Genomic DNA, 18,625 nt, shown 5'->3' on the forward strand with positions numbered 1-18,625 from the left:
TGATTATTGATTTTTCGCGAAACCATTTGATCATATGACAAGATGTGTATCCACCTTAACTTAATGATTTTTACCAAAATCATTAGGGGATTCATCAGTACCGAGTACCTGTTCTTTGTTCAAAGTTTCCGACGTTTTGACGATTTTGCCCAAACCGGTCGCCTCTTTCGATCGCCGTCCCACTTTGGCGGCACGGACAGTAACCTCTTTCAAGGATTGGGTCTGCGCGGCATCAGGTGTCGCTCCCCCCGCTTGGGCGGCATAAGCCGGAAAAGCGGTTGCAATGGCCAAGGCCGTCAAAGTCAGCGGAAAACCGTGTTTCTTATTCATTTTTCCACCTCTTTATTATCTTTCTTCGCACCGAATACCACGCCGAATTGGGGTTTAGCTTCAGGTTTTAACGGTTCACCAACACCAGCTTCATTTTCAACTTCAGCTTCAGCTTCATTTTCAGTATCTTCAGTTATATCAAGAGATTTCCCATCATTATTGAAAATAGTACCGCCCAATTCCGCCGCCTGTGGGCCGTAAAAGCCGCCCGTTACAAGAAGATTATTGGCTTTGAAACTTTGAGGATTAGTCGAATCATTTCCCGAAAGATTGATGCCGTTCTCCCGAGTGCGCGCTGTCGCGTAGAAACCGTTGCCCTCAATCTTGCCTTTTTCAATATAGAAAGCAGCTTCTACACCGTTTTTCTCCGTCAGCGTTCCGGAAATCGATTTCTCGCCGAAATCAACGTCAAATTCTGCTTTTGCCGCTTTATCCGCCTTATTATCCCATTGAATGGGTTTGCTGATACGCGCTTCCCAAGTGCCGGTATAATGCGCCGTTCCGTTTTTTGGAATGTCGGCTTCCACCGTGCGGATACCTTTCAGGAAAAGGTCGATGTCCCTGCCTTTAGGGGCTTCCGGAGCGGGCGAGATGCCGTCTGAACCGCCACCGCCGCCTTCTTCCGGCGATTCTTCTTCGGGTTCTTCAGGTTCTTCAGCTTCGTCTTCTTCGCCGCCTTCGTTTTCTGCGGCTTCGTCTTCCGCACTTCCTCCTTCATCGCCGATTTCGTCTTCGCCTCCTTCGCTGCCTTCTGCGGCTTCATCTTCCGTGCCTTCTTCGTCGTTACCAACGCCTGTATCCTCTTCATCCTTCCCTTTATCTTCCGCCTTTGGTTTACTTGCCGGGCGGTCGGTTTTTATCCGTCCGAGTTTCACATAGGTCAGAAAATCGCAACAAGCACGGACGGTCATTTTCCTGCCGTCGGCAAGATCGATGGTTTTCTCTTGGCTAACCAAAGGAATTTCACGCCCTTCGACAAGAAGTTTGTCGGGATGACCAAGATCGGGCATAGAGGAAATGGCAAACTGGCGGGCATTTTTATCACTTGCCTCGTCAACGGAAATTTTTAGAGAATCCAAGATTTTGGTGTGTTTTCCAGACGGCATAGCAGGATTTGTATCTGATGCGTTTGATGCGTCTGTTTTTTGTTTGCCTGCGAACACGCCGAATACGCTTTTGTCGTTGCTGATAAACCGTCCGGCAAGCTCTTCTCCGTTATCGCCGAAAAAACCGCCCTCAAGCCGCTGATCGGCATCGGCATGGAAAAACAAATGCTCTTTATTGGCATGGTTTTTCGCTAAATCAGGATTGACCCTGGCACTGCCGGTAAAGCGGTTGCCGTCCAATGTTGCGGTAATGTTGTAAATGGTCAGTGGTTTCTTTTCATCGGTTTTCTTTTGCACATACTGATTTTTAATTAATTGACCCGTCAAAGTTTTCTTATCGAAATCAACCGTATATTCGGCAGGATGCCTTTCTCGGTCATCGGCAGTCGCAGCATAAGAAGTCGCTCCGACATTTTGACCGTAATAAGTGCGATAACCCAAATCTTCGCTAGGATCTCCTGCTTTTCCTGTCCGATGACGTATGGCATCGGTCATATATTGCCAGTTGCCGGAATATTGCACCGTTCCCGCGCTCGGTAAAGATTGGGAAGGATGTTCTCCGGAATAATATACAAAACCGTCATAACCTAAGCGGTTGGAAAACTGCTTGCGATCTGAAGTCCACTTAATTTCATCTTTTCCCTTTGCATATACATAACCTGCATCTACAAATTTATAACCATATTTTTTATTTTCCTTTTCTGATGTCCTAATTTCTACATCGGGATCACGTTTATGAATTTCGCTTTTAAGTTGTTGAAGTTTATTTTCTTTTGAACCGTATAAAAACAGAACATCACCTTCTTTAAACGACAGCTTTTCTTCTGCTTGTTTGCTATCGGGAATTTCCGTGCCATCTTCACGATGAAAAGCAATATTCCGCCTTAGCAGCCGCATTGCCGCACCGACGGCGGGTTGATTGACCGGCGTGGTTTCTATAGAAGGTTTGGCAGGGGGCGGAGTGGGAACGTCCTCAGGTTTGGACGGTTTGGAATCTGACGGGGTTTGCGCGGTCGGCGTTGGTTTGGCAACAGGCTGCACGCCGAAATTGCCGCCACAGGCTGCCAGTATCAACGGCAGCAAGGCAATGCTGAAATAATTCAGTTTACGCATCTCTACTTCACTTATAAGTTGATAATAAGTGTCATTATACTTATATATGGATATAATATAAATTATTTTTTAGGCTGTGTTTTAATATAGTGTTGATAGGCGTACTTGGCTTTAAGGTATTCAACAGGATAGGTTTATTCCTAACCGGAAAATAATTGTCTTTTCCCTTGCAAAGAATTGAAATCAACAGATTACTAAAACACAGCCTTTTTTTATTAAAAAATGCCGTCTGAAACCAAGTTCAGACGGCATTTTTGCCCAGCTCCGACAGGGTTTGAAACCGCCGGCGAATCAGATTGTCCTTTAAGGGTTTACAAACCCAGCTCGCGCAGGAAGCGGATGTCGTCCGCCCAACCGGATTTGACTTTGACCCAGACCTTCAAAAATACTTTGGTATCAAACAGTTTTTCCATATCCAACCGCGCCTCGGTGGAAATCTTCTTCAAACGTTCTCCGCCTTTACCGATTAAAATTGCCTTTTGGCTTTCCTTATCGACCAAAACGGCGATATAGATGCGGTTCAAACCGTCTTCCTCTTCAAACTGCTCCACCTCGACATTCATCGCATAAGGCAGCTCCTCGCCCAAATAGCGGAACAATTTTTCACGCACGATTTCCATCGCTAAAAAACGCGCCGATTTGTCCGTAACCATGTCTTCGGGATACATCGGCACGCTTTCAGGCAGATACGGCTTAATCAGCTCCAACAGGTTGGCAATCCGCAATCCGTGTTTCGCGCTGACCGCCTCCGCCGCCGAAAATTCAAATTCGGCGCGCACTTGGGCAACAAACGCCTCCAGCGCGTAACGGTCTTTCGCCTTATCCTTGTCGATTTTGTTGACCACTAAAATGACCGGCGTGTGCTTGGGCAGTTGTTTCAACACGACGCGGTCGGCATCGGTAAAACGCATCGCTTCCACGACGAAAACCACGGCATCCACACCGCCGAGCGCTTCGGTAACGTTTTGATTCAGCCTGTCGTTGAGCGCGTTGCGGTGGTCGGTTTGAAAGCCCGGCGTATCGACAAACACGAACTGCGCGGTATCGTCGGTATAAATCCCCGTTACGCGGTTGCGCGTCGTCTGCGCCTTTTTGCTGGTAATACTGATTTTCTGACCGATCAGATGATTCATCAGCGTTGATTTGCCGACATTCGGACGGCCGACAATCGCTACGAAGCCGCAACGGTATCCGTCGGCGGCACGTTCCCCTGCAAGGAAGGTTTCAATATCCATATTCGCTTTCATATCCACATTTCAGACGGCATATTCACGCGCCGCCTCATTTCTTTTTCTTCTTCAGCGGCAGTTTCTCTTCCAGCCATTTCAAAGCCTCTTTCGCCGCCTCCTGTTCCGCCGCCTTGCGGCTCGTCCCTTTGGCACGGCACACGAAACCCAGTTCGCCCAAATCGCAGGAAATCACAAACATACTGTCGTTGGCATGGCCGATTTGCTCTTCGATACGGTATTTCGGCAAGGCGAAACGGCGCGCCTGCAACGCCTCCTGCAAAGCAGTTTTGCCGTCTTTTGCCTGATTTTGGAAATCGGCTCGCCGGACGCGATCGGCAAACAGATGGCGCACCACCTTTTCCGCCGTGTTGAAATCGGCATCGAAGCTGACCGCCGCAAACATCGCCTCCATCGCGTCCGCCAGTATCGAAGGCCGTCTGAAGCCGCCGCTCTTCAACTCGCCCGCCCCCAAGTACAGGCCGTCGCCGACATTCATTTCCGCCGCCATTTCCGCCAGCACGCCCTCATTGACCAGACTCGCCCGCAACCGCGACAACTCGCCCTCGGTCAACTTCGGAAACGCGTCAAACAGCATCCGCGCCACCGTATAATTCAAAATCGAATCGCCGACAAACTCAAACCGTTCGTTGTGCTTCGCATGATGGCTCCTGTGCGTCAAAGCCTGCTGCAAAAGCGAAATATCGCGGAACGCGTAGCCCAGTCTCTTCTGTATCGCCGCGTGTGCCTGCTGTTTCAAAACATCGTCTTTCATTACCGTCTTCCGCAAAAAACAGCCCGAATGCGTTTCCATACTTCAAAAATACAGAAACACCTTAAGGCTGCAAACGGCGCACATTGTACCACCAAACCGCCGCCGTCTGCCGACAACGCAAGAATCGTGGTAAAATCCGTAAGTTTTCCCCCAACGTATTCCCGCAATGAACGCATTTGCACAAGCGCTTTCCTCGGCACTCGACCGCTGCATCGCCACCAACACCGTCGCCAAACAAAACCGACCCGTCGGCTTCCTCTACCGCGAAGCCCCCGTTTTTGAAAACGACAGCGGCTGGCGTTTCTTCAGCGGCGACGAGACCGACGAATACACCGACGATCCGGACAACTTCAGCATCGTCAGCCTCGCCGACATCACCAAAACCAACCCTGAAACCGCCGCACTGCTTTCCCAACCCGAAGGCAGCGCGTGGGAGCTTGCCGAAGACGGCACATTCCAAACCGTTGCCGACTGGCAGCCGCAAGACTGAAGCCTTCAGACGGCATTCCGAAACCCCGAATACCAAAGGACACCCAATGAACACCATCGCCCCCAACCTCGACGGCAAACACCTCCGCATCGGCATCGTACAGGCACGTTTCACCAACGAGATCGGCAGCGAAATGCTCAAAGTCTGCTGCCGCACCCTCCAAGAATTGGGCGTGGCAGACGAAAACATCACCGTCGCCACCGTACCCGGCGCGCTTGAAATCCCCATCGCGCTGATGAACTTTGCCTCTTCCGAAAAATTTGACGCACTGATTGCCATCGGCGTCGTCATCCGTGGCGAAACCTACCATTTCGAGCTGGTTTCCAACGAATCCGGAGCAGGGGTCAGCCGCGTCGCACTCGACTACAACATCCCGATTGCCAATGCCGTCCTGACCACCGAAAACGACGCGCAGGCAATCGAACGGATTGAAGAAAAAGCCTCGGATGCCGCCAAAGTCGCCGTAGAATGCGCCAACCTCGTCAACCTCCTGCTCGAAGAACAGTTTGAAGACGAAGAATAACAAACAGGGCGTACACCGATGCGCCCTTTCCGTTTCAGACGGCATACCGTGCCGCCCAACCCTTTCAAGGAAAAATCATGAAAACAGCCCGCCGCCGTTCCCGCGAGCTTGCCGTACAAGCCGTTTACCAATCCCTTATCAACCGCACCGCAGCACCCGAGATTGCTAAAAACATCCGCGAAATATCCGACTTTGCCAAAGCGGACGAAGAATTGTTCAACAAACTCTTCTTCGGCACGCAAACCAATGCGGCAGAGTACATCCGACAAATCCGACCGCTGCTCGACCGCGACGAAAAAGACCTCAACCCCATCGAACGCGCCGTCCTGCTGACCGCCTGCCACGAGCTGTCCGCCATGCCCGAAACACCCTACCCCGTCATTATCAACGAAGCCATCGAAGTTACCAAAACATTCGGCGGTACGGACGGGCACAAATTCGTCAACGGCATCCTCGACAAACTCGCCGCCCAAATCCGCCCCGACGAGCCCAAACGCCGTTGATGCATCACAAATTTAAAGAAAGTTCTATGTCCTTATTTCTGCTTTCTTTGTTTCGTCATTCCCACGCAGGTGGGAATTTGGTTTTTTGAATTTTGGGTATTTCAAATAAATTCTGAAACTTCAATCTCGTCATTCTCGCGCAGGCGGGAATCCGGTTTTTTGAGTTTCTGCCATTTTTGATAAACTCTGGTCGCATCGAATTTCCGGATTCCTGCCTTCGTGGGAATGGCGAAATTTGAAAATTGTGGGAATTTATCGGAAATAACCGAAAAAACGCCGTTGACGTATCAAGCAGTCAGCAACACAAATGCCGTCTGAAAAACCTTTCAGACGGCATTTTGTTTCCAGCCCCATCAATACTGTACAGTCCAGCCTATCTCGCCGCCCGCGCGCATCGGGACGAGTTCGCCGTCGCCGTAAGGGATGCTTGCGGGGACGGTTTGGCTTTGTTTGACGAGGGTAATCGTGTCGGTGTTTTCGGGAATGCCGTAGAACCTTGCGCCGTTTTTCGAGGCGAAGGCTTCGAGTTTGTCCAACGCGCCTGCTTTTTCAAACACTTCGGCGTAAAGCTCGATGGCGGTCATGGCGCTGAACATGCCGGCACAGCCGCAGGCGTTTTCTTTGGCGGATTTGGCGTGCGGCGCAGAGTCGGTGCCGAGGAAGAATTTGTGCGCCTTCTCGCCGGTAACGGCGGCGACCAATGCCTGACGGTGGGTTTCGCGTTTGAGTACGGGCAGGCAGAAATGATGGGGGCGCACGCCGCCGACCAAGAGATCGTTGCGGTTGAGCAAGAGGTGTTGCGGGGTCACGGAGGCGGCAACGTTGTCGCCTGCTTCCAAAACCAGGCGAGCGGCTTCGGCGGTGGTGATGTGTTCGAACACGACTTTGAGATTCGGCACTTGCGCCAAAACGGGTTTCATCACGCGCTCGATAAAGGCGGCTTCGCGGTCGAAAATGTCGATTTCGGGGTCGGTTACTTCGCCGTGAACGAGGAACAGGATGCCCTGTTTTGCCATTTCTTCCAACACGGGAATGAGTTTGAACAGGTCGGTTACGCCGGAATCGGAATTGGTCGTTGCGCCTGCGGGGTAGAGTTTGAAGGCGACGATGCCGGCGGCTTTGGCTTCGCGCACAAGCTCGGGCGTAGCTTGGTCGGTCAGGTAAAGCGTCATCAACGGCTCAAACGCGCTGCCTTCCGGCAATGCCGCCATGATGCGCGCTTTGTAGGCAAGCGCGTCGGTAACGCTGACGACGGGCGGCTTGAGGTTGGGCATGATGACGGCGCGCCCCATCTGGCGGGCGGTATAGGGGGCAACGGCTTTGAGCGCGTCGCCGTCGCGCAGGTGCAGGTGCATATCGTCGGGGCGGATGATGGTCAGGGTTTGCATGGTTGTTCCTTTTTAGATTTTTGGTTTCCAGACGGCATGCCGACTTTATGCCGTCTGAAGTCAGGGGAGAATTAGGGGTTTCCCGTTGTGGGAACGGTGCGTCAGGTTCAATACTGCCTGCACGGGTAAATCCGGGGAATCGGCGGTTTGTGCGGTCAATACGGTTTCTTCAGGGCTGCCCGCTTCCCGCCAGGCATAGCTGACTTGGCGGATTTCAAACGGTGCCTGCACCGACTGTTCTGCCCTTAATTCCAAATTTTTATTTTGCGGCGGATGTCGGACAAGTCCGTCAAAATGTTCCAAAAGTGCGGCACTGTCTGCCCGCTCGGCTTTCACACTGCAACTGTCGCGCGTCAGACTCAAATAATATAGTGGATTAAATTTAAATCAGGACAAGGCGACGAAGCCGCAGACAGTACAAATAGTACGGCAAGGCGAGGCAACGCCGTACTGGTTTAAATTTAATCCACTATAAATGCCGCCATCGCGTTCAAGCGTCCACAACGCCTGTACATCGAATTCCGCAACAGCTGGCGGCAGACGGGACAGGTCTTCCTTTCCGACAGGGACAAAATGTCCGACAGCGGCAAACTTGGAAACCGGTTCGAAACTACCTTGAGTCAGGACGCAGGCACTCCGAAACAAATCGACGGCTACGCGTGCGAAATCCTGATGCCGTACACCGGATTGCTGGTTTTGGGCATTACACGCAGCAAGCACAAATGCCGACAGTAATAACATCAATCGAGACATCCGCATTTCAGACGGCATTTATTTGTGTTGGACGACCAGCGTGAACACGCCGTCCTGCTCCGAAGCATCCAGCAGCACATGACCGGTTTGGCGGCAAAAAGCCTCAAAATCCCCCGGTGCGCCGCCGTCGGTTGCCAGAACGGTCAACACGTCGCCCTGCTGCATTTGCGCCAAAGCCTTTTTAGCCCGCAAAATAGGCAAAGGGCATTTCAGCCCGATAACGTCCAAAGTTTCGCTGTTCATGTTCCGATACCGGTTAAAAGTTTAAATAAAGCCGAATTATACCCCACTTGCTTGCAGCCCTCCCTAGCAACCCATAAAATAAAGCCGTTTTCAACTTGGAGAAATCTATGCGCCGCGCCATCCTTCTGATTCTGACCCTGACTGCCGGCACGTCCCTTGCCACCAGCTTCAGCCAAAAAGACACGCCGATCAACACCCGCTACCGCGAAACGCCCGAAGAAGCCGCCGCCCGCGAATTTAAAGAACATACCGCCGAACTGCCGCCGCTGCCCGATGCGCACTCGGACGGCTGGTTTGACATTTATGTGGATGAAAATTACGGCAAACAGCCGAAAATCCTGCTCGACAGCCTGCAAATTATGCCCGCACCCGACACCAGCATCCGCTATATCCTCAATATCCGCTCCGACAAAGGCTACGACAACCTGACTGCCGAAGGCATATTCTGCGCCCGCTCCTCCATCGGGTTCGGTAACGGCAAACTTTCCTCCTACAAAATGTTCGGCTACGGGGACACGGTCAACCGCCGCTGGATACAGCCCCGAAACGCCGAATGGAAACCGATAGGCGGTGCATTAAGCCGCAACGACGCACTGCGCGCCGTCCTATATCAGGCATTCTGCGAGGGCGGCGTACCCACCGACACGCAAGGTTTGGTACAACGCCTGAAAGAACGTGCCGGACGCTATGCCCCATCAATGAAGCCGCACGACAAATAACCAGACACAAAAATGCCGTCTGAAACATCGGTTTCAGACGGCATTCGATTCATCAGCCATCAGGCGGCGGAAACTTTGTCCTGACGGCACAACAGCGTAATCAAATCACTGATGCGCCGCTTCATATCGCGGCGGTCGACAATCTGGTCGATTGCGCCTTTTTCCAGCAGGAACTCGGCACGCTGGAAGCCTTCCGGCAGCGTTTCGCGCACCGTCTGCTCAATCACGCGCGGACCGGCAAAACCGATCAGCGCGTTCGGTTCGGCAAGCACGACATCGCCCAAAAATGCAAAGCTGGCAGATACGCCGCCCATAGTCGGATCGGTCAATACTGATATAAACGGCAGGCGTTTTTCCGTCAACAAGTGCAGCGCGGCACTGGTTTTCGTCATCTGCATCAATGAGTTCACACCCTCCTGCATACGCGCACCGCCGGAAGCCGCCACACAGACGAACGGACAATTGTCGGCAACCGCACGGCGGACACCCTGTACGAAACGCTCGCCCACAACCGAACCCATCGAACCGCCGATAAAGCGGAATTCAAACGCGGCAACGACGACGGGCAGACCGTTCATCATCCCCTTCATCACCACCAGCGCGTCATCTTCCCCGGTCAGCTTGCGTGCCGCCCCCAAACGGTCGGGATATTTTTTACTGTCTTTAAATTTCAAAGGATCGGTCGGTTTGACATTACCCGCAACTTCCTCCCTGCCTTCCTCATCCAAAAGCAGGCTCAAACGCTGGCGCGCCGATAACGGGTTGTGGTGGTTGCATTTCGGGCAGACCTGATTGTTCTGCTGCAACTCGGTCGAATAGATGGTTGCCGAACAAGACGGGCATTTGTGCCACAAACCCTCGGGAACATTGGAAGAACCGTCTTTACCACGATTCTTGATTTTGGGTGGCAGGATTTTATCTAACCAGCTCATGGACAACTCCTAAAACATTTAGAATGCACGACAGAATCAGCGCACGGCATCCTTCAACTCTTTGACCAAAGCACCGACGGCCGCAGCCTCGTTGCCCGCATTGTTTTCAATCTCTTTCACAATCCGGCTGCCGACAATGACCGCATCGGCAACCCGGCCGATTTTGCGCGCGCTTTCGGCATTGCCGATGCCGAAGCCGACACCGATGGGAATATCGATATACTGACGCAAATACTCTATTTTACGCGAAACCTCATCCGTATCCAAACTTGCCGCGCCCGTTACGCCCTTGAGAGAAACATAATAGACAAATCCGCCTGCCAGCTCGGCAATGGTTTTAATACGGTCTTCCGTCGTCGTCGGCGCAATCAGGAAAATACAGTCGACCCCGTTGCCCTTCAGCTCGCGATAGAGCGAATCGATGGTTTCAATGGGGGAATCCACCGTCAACACACCATCCACCCCCGCCTTTGCGGCTTCCTGAGCAAACTCCCGATAACCCATCTTATGTATGGGGTTCAAATATCCCATCAAAACAACCGGCGTTTGCGTGTCGGTTTCACGAAACTTTCCGACGACATCCAAGACATCGCGCAGCGAAACCCCGTTTGCCAACGCACGTTCCGCCGCACGCTGAATAGTCGGACCGTCCGCCATCGGATCGGAAAAAGGCACACCCAACTCTAAAATATCCGCACCATTTTCCACCATACTGTGCATTATTGCCAAAGTCGCCCCAATGTCCGGGTCTCCAACCGTAATATAAGGAATCAATGCCTGCTTATTACCCAATGCGGCAAAAGTCTGTTGGATTCTACTCATTTCTCTTACACTCCCAATACCGGCGAGGCTCCGGCAAACAATCGATAAATCTTTTTAAGTATAACATCTGACGCGCAGATAGGCGAATAGGCATACCACTCCGATTGTGCGACAGATTGCCGTAACCTTCTCACCGGAAACGGGCCGTTTTCCAACTGACGGTTTTTATAAACCAATACCAAACAAACCATCAGGGCAATCCGCAAAAGGAGAAAGGTATTGGGCTGATTGGTCAGCCGTAAAAAATCTTGAATGCGCAACCATGCATATAGACTGCCACACCCTTAAATAGCTTAGTTTGAAATTAAAAAAACCGGATTCCATATATTGCATGGAATCCGGTTTCATCAAATATCCGAACAGGCTTTATCACAATATCGTAGATATTGTAAATAATTCAGAATGTTGCGCCAGACTGATTAGCCATGTAATCGACTGCGGCCTTCACTTCATCATCACTCAAACCGGCATTGCCGCCCTTGGCAGGCATCGCATTAAAACCTTCGATTGCATGTTTGTGCAAGGTTTCCTTGCCTTTTGCGATACGTGGTGCCCAATCGTTTTTTTTACCCACTGCAGGTGCTCCGGGAATGGTGCCGCCATGACACATTTTACAGCTAGCCTCAAATACTTTCTGACCATCGACAGCAACGGAAGCTTCTGCTTTTGCTTCCGGTTTAGCTTCCGCCGCAGGTGCCTTCACCTTCTCCTCAGGTTTGGCTTCGGCTGAAGCCGCTTCTGCAGACGGAGCAGCCTCCTGTGCGGCCGCCTGAACCGAAGATGCCTCGGTCTGAACTTCAGAAGCAACGGCTGGAGCCGCCTCTTGCGCCTCTTGTTTGCTTTCTTGCGAACAAGCTGCCAAACCTGCCGCCATCATTAAAGTAATCAGTAGTTTGTTCATATTGTGTCTTTCTAGAATTTTATCTTTAGATTACCGCTTTATCCAAACGGTTGGGGAATTCTAACATATGATTCCAATAATCTAGTTCTTTATAATTAGAGTTTTTAGCATAAGTCATATTTGGTGCAAAAAATATGGCTGATAACCATAATCAAACACTTTCACAAAAAATATATCTCATTGTTTTAAAATTACAATCCATATATCTAAATACCTTCAACAAAGTCATCCTATCTGAAAACCGATAAAGCCCGTCTTTTAGCTTTGCATTTTTAAACCAATTCGCCGTATTAGGAATAATAACTTTAGTCATTATGGTAAGTTGCCATTCAAAATTACCACACACTATCATAATGACTTATTGATAAAAGTTTTTATAGGATTATATTTATGGCGTAAATTACACAAAACAAAATGAATATAATTCAATGATTCTTAATGTATGTTCAGTTTTTACGCAAAAAATAACGCCCCATTTCGGGGCGTTTGTATTCTGTGGCGGAGTAAGAGGGATTCGAACCCTCGATGCAGGTTGACCCCACATGCTTCCTTAGCAGGGAAGTGCCTTCAGCCTCTCAGCCATTACTCCTAAGGAAGCCGTAACTATAATCAACTTTTCCGATACCGTCAAGGAGAAACAGAAAACAAATATTAATCTTTTGAAATAAAATAAGATTTACCCTGATTATACCCAATCAGGCACTTCTTTTCTTCCTGAATGGAAATATTCCTGACCGCCACGTCCTCAAGCAAAATGCTTTTGTGCATCCTGTTTGATTTCCTGAAACCACGCGTCTTCAGGAAAACGTGCAAGTGCCGCATCCAATGTTGACAGCAGGTTTTGCGACAGGGCTTTGGTCAGGTATTCCTCCTCGTTGGCTTCTGCCGCTTTATCGGGCTGTTGTGCCAAACCGTCGGCACGGGCTTTGTGTCCGTGTGCCAAATAGTTGAGAGCGGTAATTTTTTGCGCCCAAAGCTGCGGTATGTCGGGATTGTCTTCAATCATGACGGAAAGGATGGATACGGCGGTCGCCAGCCTGCCGCCGTTCATTCTAAGGTCGAGGGAACGGTTTGGCGGCAGGGTGCTGAGTGTTTCTGCCATTCTGAACCAAAATTCGCCGCTGGCTTCATCAGGTGCGTTCAATTTGAGCATTTCATAGTGAACCTCCTGATCGTCGTTTTGCACAAGACCCCATACTTCGGCAAGGATTTTCTGTTCTTCACGGCTCAGGTGCTGCCATTGTCCGGCTTGCTGCTGCATATTGTTTTCCTTTGCGAATGTGTTATGCCGTCTGAAATACGGCGCGGACCCTGTCCAAATCTTCCTGCGTATCCACACCGGCTGCGGGGGCTTGTTTGGCGGTTTCGACGGCAATCGGATAGCCGTGCCACAGGACGCGCAGTTGTTCCAGCGATTCGATGGTTTCCAGCGGCGAGACGCTCATTTCGGCGTAGCGTTGCAGAAAACCGGCACGGTAGGCGTAAATACCGATATGGCGCAGGACAGCGGTTTCGGCGGGCAATTCGCGTTTTTCGGCACGCATGGCATCGCGCGGATAGGGAATCGGGGCGCGGCTGAAGTAGATGGCGTTGCGGTTTTTGTCGAGGACAACTTTGACGGCGTTGGGATTCATCAATTCGTCGAAATCGTGCAATTCGTGGGCAGCGGTCGCCATTTGGACGTTGTTTTCCACTAAAACTTCGGCGGTGCGGTCGATGAGTTCGGGGGCAATCAGCGGCTCGTCGCCCTGTACGTTGACAACGACCAGATGTTGCGGCAGCTTCAGCGCGGCGGCGGCTTCGGCAAGGCGCGTCGTGCCGCTTTCGTGCCGGTTTGAAGTCATGACGACTTCGATACCGTGCGCCTGACAGGCTGTCTGAATGTCGGGATGATCGGTGGCGACGACGACGCGCGCGGCTTTACTTTTTGCCGCCTGTTCGGCAACGCGCACGACCATCGGTTTGCCGTGGATGTCCGCCAAGGCTTTTCCGGGCAGGCGCGATGAATCCAGCCGCGCCGGAATCAATACGACAAATTCGGTCATGCTTTGAGTTCCTCTTCGCTCAACGCTCGCGCTTCGTTTTCCAGCATATAGGGAATGCCGTCTTTAATCGGATAAGCCAGCTTCGCCTGACGGCTCCACAATTCCTGTTTGTCCTGATGATATTCCAGCCTGCCTTTGGTAACGGGGCAGACGAGGATGTCTAAGAATTTTTTTTCCATAGTGTCTCTTTCGAGTTTATAGTGGATTAACAAAAATCAGGACAAGGCGACGAAGCCGCAGACAGTACAGATAGTACGGAACCGATTCACTTGGTGCTTCAGCACCTTAGAGAATCGTTCTCTTTGAGCCAAGGCGAGGCAACGCTGTACTGGTTTTTGTTAATCCACTATAATAGTTTAATCAATCGGATGCCCTCTGCAATATTTCAGACGGCTATTATTTATTTCTGATGCCTTTTCCCAAGCTGTCCGGCCTGCTTGCAGCCTGCATCGGGATTTTTACCGCCGCAGATGATGCGTCGCAACTCTTCCGTAAACTCGGGCAGATGATGTCGCGCGATTTTCCCTGACAATGCAGTCCAAGATACCGCTATTTCACTCATCGATTTCTTGATTAAGCGCGGATTTTTGGCAACGACGGACTGACCGACAGGCGAACCGTAAAAGGCAATCATGCCGTCAATTTCTTCTTGCGTGTATATCTCACGGGCATTCTTCAATAAAGTATTGCGGACAGCCTGTTTCACTTCGGGCGTAATCAAATCTTTCAAAACATTCTCACGATAGCGGTTAAAGGCTTTTGCCGCCTGATCTTTTTTCTCTTCCGGCATTTCGGCAAGGGCTTTGTCCGCATACGGTTTAAATCCGGCATTAAAGCCCTCAATCATATTTTTTTCTATATCCCGGTCAAAATTCTGCGTATCCAGCCAACGCTCCAACGACGCGTCGCTGGGCGGGGCGGCAAATGCGCCGGCGCACAATGCCAGCGCGGCGAAGGGCAATAACAAGGTTTTCAGCTTCATATCCGCTCCTTTGGCGAATGATTAATACAGATAAAAAATACAACCGGCTTCCGTCATTCCTGCTCAGGTGGAAATCCAGGGATTTGGGATTTCTGAAGCCTCCTAGTCATTCCTGAAAATTCGAGACTTAGATTCCCGCCTGCGCGGGAATGACGGCGTGAGGCGTTTTTAATAATTTCGCCCAAACCGTGCTTTCAGACAGCCTTTAGCACTCCTTCCAGCCGCTCAAACACAAACGCCGCCAAATCAGGTTCGATTATCGCACAAACCGGCAGCACCCAAACATTATCGGCGCAAATGCCGTCTGAAAACTTGACCGCATCTTTCTCCGTAATAATTACCGCGTCCGCATCGGGCAAATCTGCCGCCGAAATATCAGCGTGGTCGGGCAGCGCGACGGTTTGCTTCAAGGTAATGCCCATATTCCGCAACGAATCGAAAAACCGCGCCGGCTTGGCGATACCGGCGACTGCCGCGACGGTTTGATTTCCCAAACCCGCCAAATCCAATTTTTCGGACAGCCGGTTCAAACGGTAAATTTGTCCCGTTTCGATACGGCTGTGAAACATATTTTCAGACGGCATAAACGACGTATCCGCCTTGCCGCCGCTGACGACGACCGCATCCACCAAATCCAGCCGCGACAAAGGTTCGCGCAAACTGCCGTTGGGCAGCAAATCCAAATCTTGCCTTGCTGTGTCGGCAGACGGAAACACCGCGATTTCTACATCCCGCTGTAGGGCGTAATGCTGCAAACCGTCGTCCGCCACAATCAGCCCGATGTCGGGATGCGCCGACAGCAACGCCCTGCCCGCTTCCGCTCGGCTGCCGCCCACCGCCGTCGGCGCACCGGTTTTGCGGAACAGCAGCAAAGGCTCATCGCCCGCATCTTCCGCTCGGCTCGCAGCATTCAATACATGAACCGCCTTGCTCTTGCGCCCGTAGCCCCGGCTGATGATGCCGACCTTGACACCTTTGTCCTGCAAACCCGACACCAGCGCGGCAACAATCGGCGTTTTTCCCGTCCCGCCCGTGTGGATATTGCCGACCACGACCACAGGCACGGGCAGCTTTTCACTTTGCCGTTTTCCCGATAAAAAATCCGCCCGCCGTTTTGCCGCAATTTTGGCAAACAGCTTGGAAAGCGGCTTGAGCAGAAAAGACAAAACCGGATAAGGTTTTTGCCAATGCCGTTCGATAAGGGTATGAAATTTGAAACAATTCGGCATATTCGATACAAATCTTCGAAGCAGAATCAGCCGGTGCCTTAATAATGCGTACCCGATGCAGACCCACCTATAAGCAATATGAAAATCAAACCGATAAGCGAACCAACAAGGTAAATAAGCAACAGCGCTTTACAGAAATTGGCACGGTTGGGGTTGCCTCTGCCGAACGCCCAAACAAAAAGCATAATGATGTTGACCAAAGGAATCATGAAAACAATCATCGTCAACACCCATTGTCCTGTCGTCATGACGGGGGCGTTGTCGTTTTGGATTTCAGGCGTGTTGTTGATGTTGTAACGGACGGATTCCATATTTTTCCTTTTTGGAACAGGTTTCAAATCGTCGGACAACAAAATACCGCCTGAAAACAGTTCAGACGGCATTTTTACACTCAGCGTATTACAGCTTCCATTCGCCCAGCTTGGCGGCGTAGGCTTCCAAGTCTGCAATCGGACGGGTTGCCACGCCGCTTGCCATCGCTGCTTTGGCGGCAGCCGCAGCGACGCGCGGCAGCAGGCGGGAATCGAACGGGGTCGGAATCAGGTATTCCGCGCCGAATTCAAATTTCTTACCGTAAGCGGCAACCACTTCTTCGGTTACTTCTTCCATCGCCAAATCCGCCAAAGCATACACGCAAGCGCGTTTCATTTCTTCGTTGATGGTGGTCGCGCCGACATCCAACGCGCCCCGGAAGATGAACGGGAAGCACAATACGTTGTTCACTTGGTTCGGGAAGTCGGAGCGACCGGTACCGATAACCACGTCCGAACGGGTTTCTTTTGCCAGCGGCGGCAGGATTTCCGGATTCGGGTTGGCCATAGCGAACACGATGGGTTTTTCGTTCATCGTGTTCAACATTTCGGGAGTCAACAGGTTCGCGCCGGACAAACCCAAGAAGATGTCTTTGTCTTTGACGGCATCGGCCAATACGCGTTGACCGTTGTCTTCAATGGCGTAGAATTTTTTGGATTCGTCCATGCGGTCTTTGTCTTCGCGGGTTTGGTAAATCACGCCTTTGGAGTCGCAAACGGTTACGTTTTCACGTTTCAAACCCAAATCCAGCAATTGGTTCAGACAGGCAATCGCTGCCGCGCCCGCGCCTGAGCAAACCAAGGTCGCTTCTTCGATTTTACGACCGGTAAAACGCAGGGCGTTCAATACGGCGGCGGCAGTGATGATGGCAGTACCGTGCTGGTCGTCGTGGAATACGGGGATTTTGCAGCGTTTGCGCAATTCGCGTTCGATGTAGAAACACTCGGGTGCTTTGATGTCTTCGAGGTTGATGCCGCCGAAGGTCGGCTCTAAAGCGGCGATAATGTCCACCAGTTTTTGCGGGTCTTTTTCATCGATTTCGATATCGAACACATCCACACCGGCGAATTTTTTGAACAATACGCCTTTGCCTTCCATCACGGGTTTGCCCGCCAGCGCGCCGATGTCGCCCAAGCCCAAAACGGCCGTACCGTTGGAAATGACGGCGACCAAGTTGCCTTTGGCGGTGTATTTGTAGGCATTTTGCGGATCGGCATGGATTTCCATACAGGGGGCGGCTACGCCCGGAGAGTACGCCAACGCCAAATCTTTGTCGGTCGCCAGAGATTTGGTCGGGGTAACGGAAATTTTGCCCGGAACGGGTAATTCGTGGAACTTGAGGGCGGCTTCTTTCAATGAGTTTTCCATGTGTCAATCCTGTTGCGAGAAAAAGATTTGAATCGAACTGTCCGAAACACTTTCGAGACATCGGGTTACGGGCGGTTCGTTAATATTGCCGACGCATCCTGCCTTGTAACTGAGCGTAATTCTATCATGCCGAAAGTTTGGCGCATACCGCCATTTTCACCTGCGGCACTGCCGTTTGATTTTCGGCGCGGGCGAATGCGCTTGTTTCAATATTTGCCGCATCAACAGCCGAAATGTCCGTCCAACACTTTTTCTATGCTGTTTCTGACTTCTTCCACGCTGCGGTTACTGTCGATAATGGCGTACCGTTCGGGACAGGCGGCGGCTCGGTCGAGATAAACGCCGCGCACACGCATAAAGAAATCCGCCTGCTCCTGCTCGAAACGGTCTTTCTCGCGCGTCTGCCCGATACGCGCCATCGACACTTCCAGCGGCACATCCAACAGCAGGGTCAAATCGGGGCGCAAACCGCCCTGCACCCAATGTTCCAAAATTTCAATGTCTTCAGACGGCATTCCCCGCCCGCCGCCCTGATAGGCGAAGGTCGCATCGGTAAAACGGTCGGACACGACATGGATGCCGTCTGAAAGCGCGGGCAATATCACGTCTTCAATATGCTGTATTCTGGCGGCGAACATCATCAGTGTTTCCGCACGCAAACCGGCTTTAGTTTCAGGGTTGAGCAGGATTTCGCGCAAGGCCTCACCGACCGGCGTTCCGCCCGGCTCGCGCGTAAACAGCACAGGCAGCCCCCTCCGTTCAAACCATGCTTTGATGACGGCAAGGTTGGTGGATTTGCCGGCGCCGTCTATGCCGTCCAAAGTGATGAATTGCGGTTTCATATTGGTTTTCCCGACAAGGATAT

The 18,625-nt window shown here is 51.5% G+C and carries 20 protein-coding genes, 1 tRNA gene and 3 pseudogenes; 4 read left to right on the plus strand and 20 right to left on the minus strand.

All coding sequences use genetic code 11. The annotated features are described in order from the left end of the window. Positions 1–99: 99 nt before the first annotated feature. The 4 genes and pseudogenes from Q3O06_RS09300 to rnc form a co-directional block, all read right to left on the minus strand. Positions 100–330 (minus strand): annotated as a pseudogene (locus Q3O06_RS09300) (hypothetical protein); the annotation flags it as partial. Further along, on the minus strand, positions 327–2,549 hold the full coding sequence (locus Q3O06_RS09305) for a transferrin-binding protein-like solute binding protein (RefSeq protein WP_301818538.1): 2,223 nt from the start codon (positions 2,547–2,549) through the stop codon (positions 327–329). The pseudogene Q3O06_RS09300 and the gene Q3O06_RS09305, both read right to left, overlap by 4 nt. A gap of 311 nt (positions 2,550–2,860) precedes the next feature. After that, positions 2,861–3,784: a GTPase Era gene (era, locus tag Q3O06_RS09310; protein WP_096107795.1), complete on the minus strand. Its 924-nt coding sequence runs from the start codon at positions 3,782–3,784 to the stop codon at positions 2,861–2,863. 46 nt (positions 3,785–3,830) lie between these two features. Continuing rightward, positions 3,831–4,550, minus strand: coding sequence for a ribonuclease III (gene rnc, locus Q3O06_RS09315; RefSeq protein ID WP_301818543.1), 720 nt, complete (start codon positions 4,548–4,550; stop codon positions 3,831–3,833). A gap of 166 nt (positions 4,551–4,716) precedes the next feature. On the opposite strand from rnc, the gene Q3O06_RS09320 reads away from it, so the two are divergent. The 3 genes from Q3O06_RS09320 (at position 4,717) to nusB (ending at position 6,066) form a co-directional block, all read left to right on the plus strand. Beyond that, positions 4,717–5,040, plus strand: a complete 324-nt coding sequence (locus Q3O06_RS09320) for a DUF2185 domain-containing protein (protein ID WP_002238889.1) — start codon at positions 4,717–4,719, stop codon at positions 5,038–5,040. Positions 5,041–5,086: 46 nt separating this feature from the next. Next, on the plus strand, positions 5,087–5,563 hold the full coding sequence (gene ribH, locus Q3O06_RS09325; protein WP_002222781.1) for a 6,7-dimethyl-8-ribityllumazine synthase: 477 nt from the start codon (positions 5,087–5,089) through the stop codon (positions 5,561–5,563). Between the two features lie 77 nt (positions 5,564–5,640). Continuing rightward, a complete protein-coding gene (nusB, locus tag Q3O06_RS09330) occupies positions 5,641–6,066 on the plus strand; it encodes a transcription antitermination factor NusB (RefSeq protein WP_301818548.1) in 426 nt (141 codons plus the stop codon). A gap of 353 nt (positions 6,067–6,419) precedes the next feature. On the opposite strand, the gene pyrC is transcribed toward nusB, so the two are convergent. The 4 genes and pseudogenes from pyrC to Q3O06_RS09350 form a co-directional block, all read right to left on the minus strand. Beyond that, positions 6,420–7,454 (minus strand): dihydroorotase, encoded by a 1,035-nt coding sequence (gene pyrC, locus Q3O06_RS09335; protein ID WP_301818550.1) that lies wholly within the window; start codon positions 7,452–7,454, stop codon positions 6,420–6,422. A gap of 60 nt (positions 7,455–7,514) precedes the next feature. Further along, positions 7,515–7,823, minus strand: a pseudogene (locus tag Q3O06_RS09340) (NMCC_0638 family (lipo)protein); the annotation flags it as partial. A gap of 105 nt (positions 7,824–7,928) precedes the next feature. Further along, positions 7,929–8,213: pseudogene (locus Q3O06_RS11120) on the minus strand (NMCC_0638 family (lipo)protein); the annotation flags it as partial. A 12-nt stretch (positions 8,214–8,225) separates the two neighbouring features. Further along, positions 8,226–8,450: a sulfurtransferase TusA family protein gene (locus Q3O06_RS09350; protein WP_301818552.1), complete on the minus strand. Its 225-nt coding sequence runs from the start codon at positions 8,448–8,450 to the stop codon at positions 8,226–8,228. A gap of 107 nt (positions 8,451–8,557) precedes the next feature. On the opposite strand from Q3O06_RS09350, the gene Q3O06_RS09355 reads away from it, so the two are divergent. Further along, positions 8,558–9,169 (plus strand): CNP1-like family protein, encoded by a 612-nt coding sequence (locus Q3O06_RS09355; protein ID WP_301818554.1) that lies wholly within the window; start codon positions 8,558–8,560, stop codon positions 9,167–9,169. Positions 9,170–9,228: 59 nt separating this feature from the next. On the opposite strand, the gene accD is transcribed toward Q3O06_RS09355, so the two are convergent. The 12 genes from accD to tmk form a co-directional block, all read right to left on the minus strand. Continuing rightward, positions 9,229–10,101, minus strand: coding sequence for an acetyl-CoA carboxylase, carboxyltransferase subunit beta (gene accD, locus Q3O06_RS09360; protein WP_107818586.1), 873 nt, complete (start codon positions 10,099–10,101; stop codon positions 9,229–9,231). Positions 10,102–10,137: 36 nt separating this feature from the next. Further along, entirely contained in the window at positions 10,138–10,923 is a 786-nt protein-coding gene (trpA, locus tag Q3O06_RS09365; protein WP_301818555.1) for a tryptophan synthase subunit alpha, read from the minus strand. Between the two features lie 397 nt (positions 10,924–11,320). Then, positions 11,321–11,824, minus strand: a complete 504-nt coding sequence (locus Q3O06_RS09370) for a c-type cytochrome (protein WP_301818556.1) — start codon at positions 11,822–11,824, stop codon at positions 11,321–11,323. Positions 11,825–12,320: 496 nt separating this feature from the next. After that, positions 12,321–12,413: transfer RNA gene (locus tag Q3O06_RS09375), tRNA-Ser, on the minus strand. 156 nt (positions 12,414–12,569) lie between these two features. Continuing rightward, positions 12,570–13,085, minus strand: coding sequence for a 3-deoxy-manno-octulosonate cytidylyltransferase (locus Q3O06_RS09380; protein WP_301673507.1), 516 nt, complete (start codon positions 13,083–13,085; stop codon positions 12,570–12,572). Between the two features lie 22 nt (positions 13,086–13,107). Continuing rightward, the gene (gene kdsB, locus Q3O06_RS09385) at positions 13,108–13,869 is read right to left on the minus strand and encodes a 3-deoxy-manno-octulosonate cytidylyltransferase (protein ID WP_301818557.1); all 762 of its coding nucleotides are present in this window, start codon (positions 13,867–13,869) and stop codon (positions 13,108–13,110) included. Further along, positions 13,866–14,048: a Trm112 family protein gene (locus Q3O06_RS09390; protein WP_002221286.1), complete on the minus strand. Its 183-nt coding sequence runs from the start codon at positions 14,046–14,048 to the stop codon at positions 13,866–13,868. The genes kdsB and Q3O06_RS09390 overlap by 4 nt, the downstream gene beginning before the upstream one ends. Before the next feature lie 221 nt (positions 14,049–14,269). Continuing rightward, complete coding sequence (locus tag Q3O06_RS09395) at positions 14,270–14,851, minus strand: DUF2059 domain-containing protein (RefSeq protein ID WP_301818559.1); 582 nt, start codon at positions 14,849–14,851, stop codon at positions 14,270–14,272. 194 nt (positions 14,852–15,045) lie between these two features. Beyond that, on the minus strand, positions 15,046–16,080 hold the full coding sequence (lpxK, locus tag Q3O06_RS09400) for a tetraacyldisaccharide 4'-kinase (protein WP_301818561.1): 1,035 nt from the start codon (positions 16,078–16,080) through the stop codon (positions 15,046–15,048). 38 nt (positions 16,081–16,118) lie between these two features. Further along, complete coding sequence (locus tag Q3O06_RS09405; RefSeq protein ID WP_301818562.1) at positions 16,119–16,463, minus strand: hypothetical protein; 345 nt, start codon at positions 16,461–16,463, stop codon at positions 16,119–16,121. Positions 16,464–16,479: 16 nt separating this feature from the next. Continuing rightward, complete coding sequence (locus tag Q3O06_RS09410; RefSeq protein WP_118811698.1) at positions 16,480–17,760, minus strand: malic enzyme-like NAD(P)-binding protein; 1,281 nt, start codon at positions 17,758–17,760, stop codon at positions 16,480–16,482. 221 nt (positions 17,761–17,981) lie between these two features. Next, on the minus strand, positions 17,982–18,602 hold the full coding sequence (tmk, locus tag Q3O06_RS09415) for a dTMP kinase (RefSeq protein WP_118791923.1): 621 nt from the start codon (positions 18,600–18,602) through the stop codon (positions 17,982–17,984). Positions 18,603–18,625: the final 23 nt, after the last annotated feature.

The sequence above is a fragment of the Neisseria maigaei genome (genome assembly GCF_958267405.1).
Classification (GTDB): domain Bacteria; phylum Pseudomonadota; class Gammaproteobacteria; order Burkholderiales; family Neisseriaceae; genus Neisseria; species Neisseria bergeri.

Excerpts from the sequence above, each read along its gene's own strand:
- Q3O06_RS09305 (WP_301818538.1), bottom strand. The coding sequence starts at position 2,549 with ATGCGTAAACTGAATTATTTCAGCATTGCCTTGCTGCCGTTGATACTG.
- era (WP_096107795.1), bottom strand. The coding sequence starts at position 3,784 with ATGGATATTGAAACCTTCCTTGCAGGGGAACGTGCCGCCGACGGATAC.
- rnc (WP_301818543.1), bottom strand. The coding sequence starts at position 4,550 with ATGAAAGACGATGTTTTGAAACAGCAGGCACACGCGGCGATACAGAAG.
- Q3O06_RS09320 (WP_002238889.1), top strand. The coding sequence starts at position 4,717 with ATGAACGCATTTGCACAAGCGCTTTCCTCGGCACTCGACCGCTGCATC.
- ribH (WP_002222781.1), top strand. The coding sequence starts at position 5,087 with ATGAACACCATCGCCCCCAACCTCGACGGCAAACACCTCCGCATCGGC.
- nusB (WP_301818548.1), top strand. The coding sequence starts at position 5,641 with ATGAAAACAGCCCGCCGCCGTTCCCGCGAGCTTGCCGTACAAGCCGTT.
- pyrC (WP_301818550.1), bottom strand. The coding sequence starts at position 7,454 with ATGCAAACCCTGACCATCATCCGCCCCGACGATATGCACCTGCACCTG.
- Q3O06_RS09350 (WP_301818552.1), bottom strand. The coding sequence starts at position 8,450 with ATGAACAGCGAAACTTTGGACGTTATCGGGCTGAAATGCCCTTTGCCT.
- Q3O06_RS09355 (WP_301818554.1), top strand. The coding sequence starts at position 8,558 with ATGCGCCGCGCCATCCTTCTGATTCTGACCCTGACTGCCGGCACGTCC.
- accD (WP_107818586.1), bottom strand. The coding sequence starts at position 10,101 with ATGAGCTGGTTAGATAAAATCCTGCCACCCAAAATCAAGAATCGTGGT.
- trpA (WP_301818555.1), bottom strand. The coding sequence starts at position 10,923 with ATGAGTAGAATCCAACAGACTTTTGCCGCATTGGGTAATAAGCAGGCA.
- Q3O06_RS09370 (WP_301818556.1), bottom strand. The coding sequence starts at position 11,824 with ATGAACAAACTACTGATTACTTTAATGATGGCGGCAGGTTTGGCAGCT.
- Q3O06_RS09380 (WP_301673507.1), bottom strand. The coding sequence starts at position 13,085 with ATGCAGCAGCAAGCCGGACAATGGCAGCACCTGAGCCGTGAAGAACAG.
- kdsB (WP_301818557.1), bottom strand. The coding sequence starts at position 13,869 with ATGACCGAATTTGTCGTATTGATTCCGGCGCGGCTGGATTCATCGCGC.
- Q3O06_RS09390 (WP_002221286.1), bottom strand. The coding sequence starts at position 14,048 with ATGGAAAAAAAATTCTTAGACATCCTCGTCTGCCCCGTTACCAAAGGC.
- Q3O06_RS09395 (WP_301818559.1), bottom strand. The coding sequence starts at position 14,851 with ATGAAGCTGAAAACCTTGTTATTGCCCTTCGCCGCGCTGGCATTGTGC.
- lpxK (WP_301818561.1), bottom strand. The coding sequence starts at position 16,080 with ATGCCGAATTGTTTCAAATTTCATACCCTTATCGAACGGCATTGGCAA.
- Q3O06_RS09405 (WP_301818562.1), bottom strand. The coding sequence starts at position 16,463 with ATGCCGTCTGAACTGTTTTCAGGCGGTATTTTGTTGTCCGACGATTTG.
- Q3O06_RS09410 (WP_118811698.1), bottom strand. The coding sequence starts at position 17,760 with ATGGAAAACTCATTGAAAGAAGCCGCCCTCAAGTTCCACGAATTACCC.
- tmk (WP_118791923.1), bottom strand. The coding sequence starts at position 18,602 with ATGAAACCGCAATTCATCACTTTGGACGGCATAGACGGCGCCGGCAAA.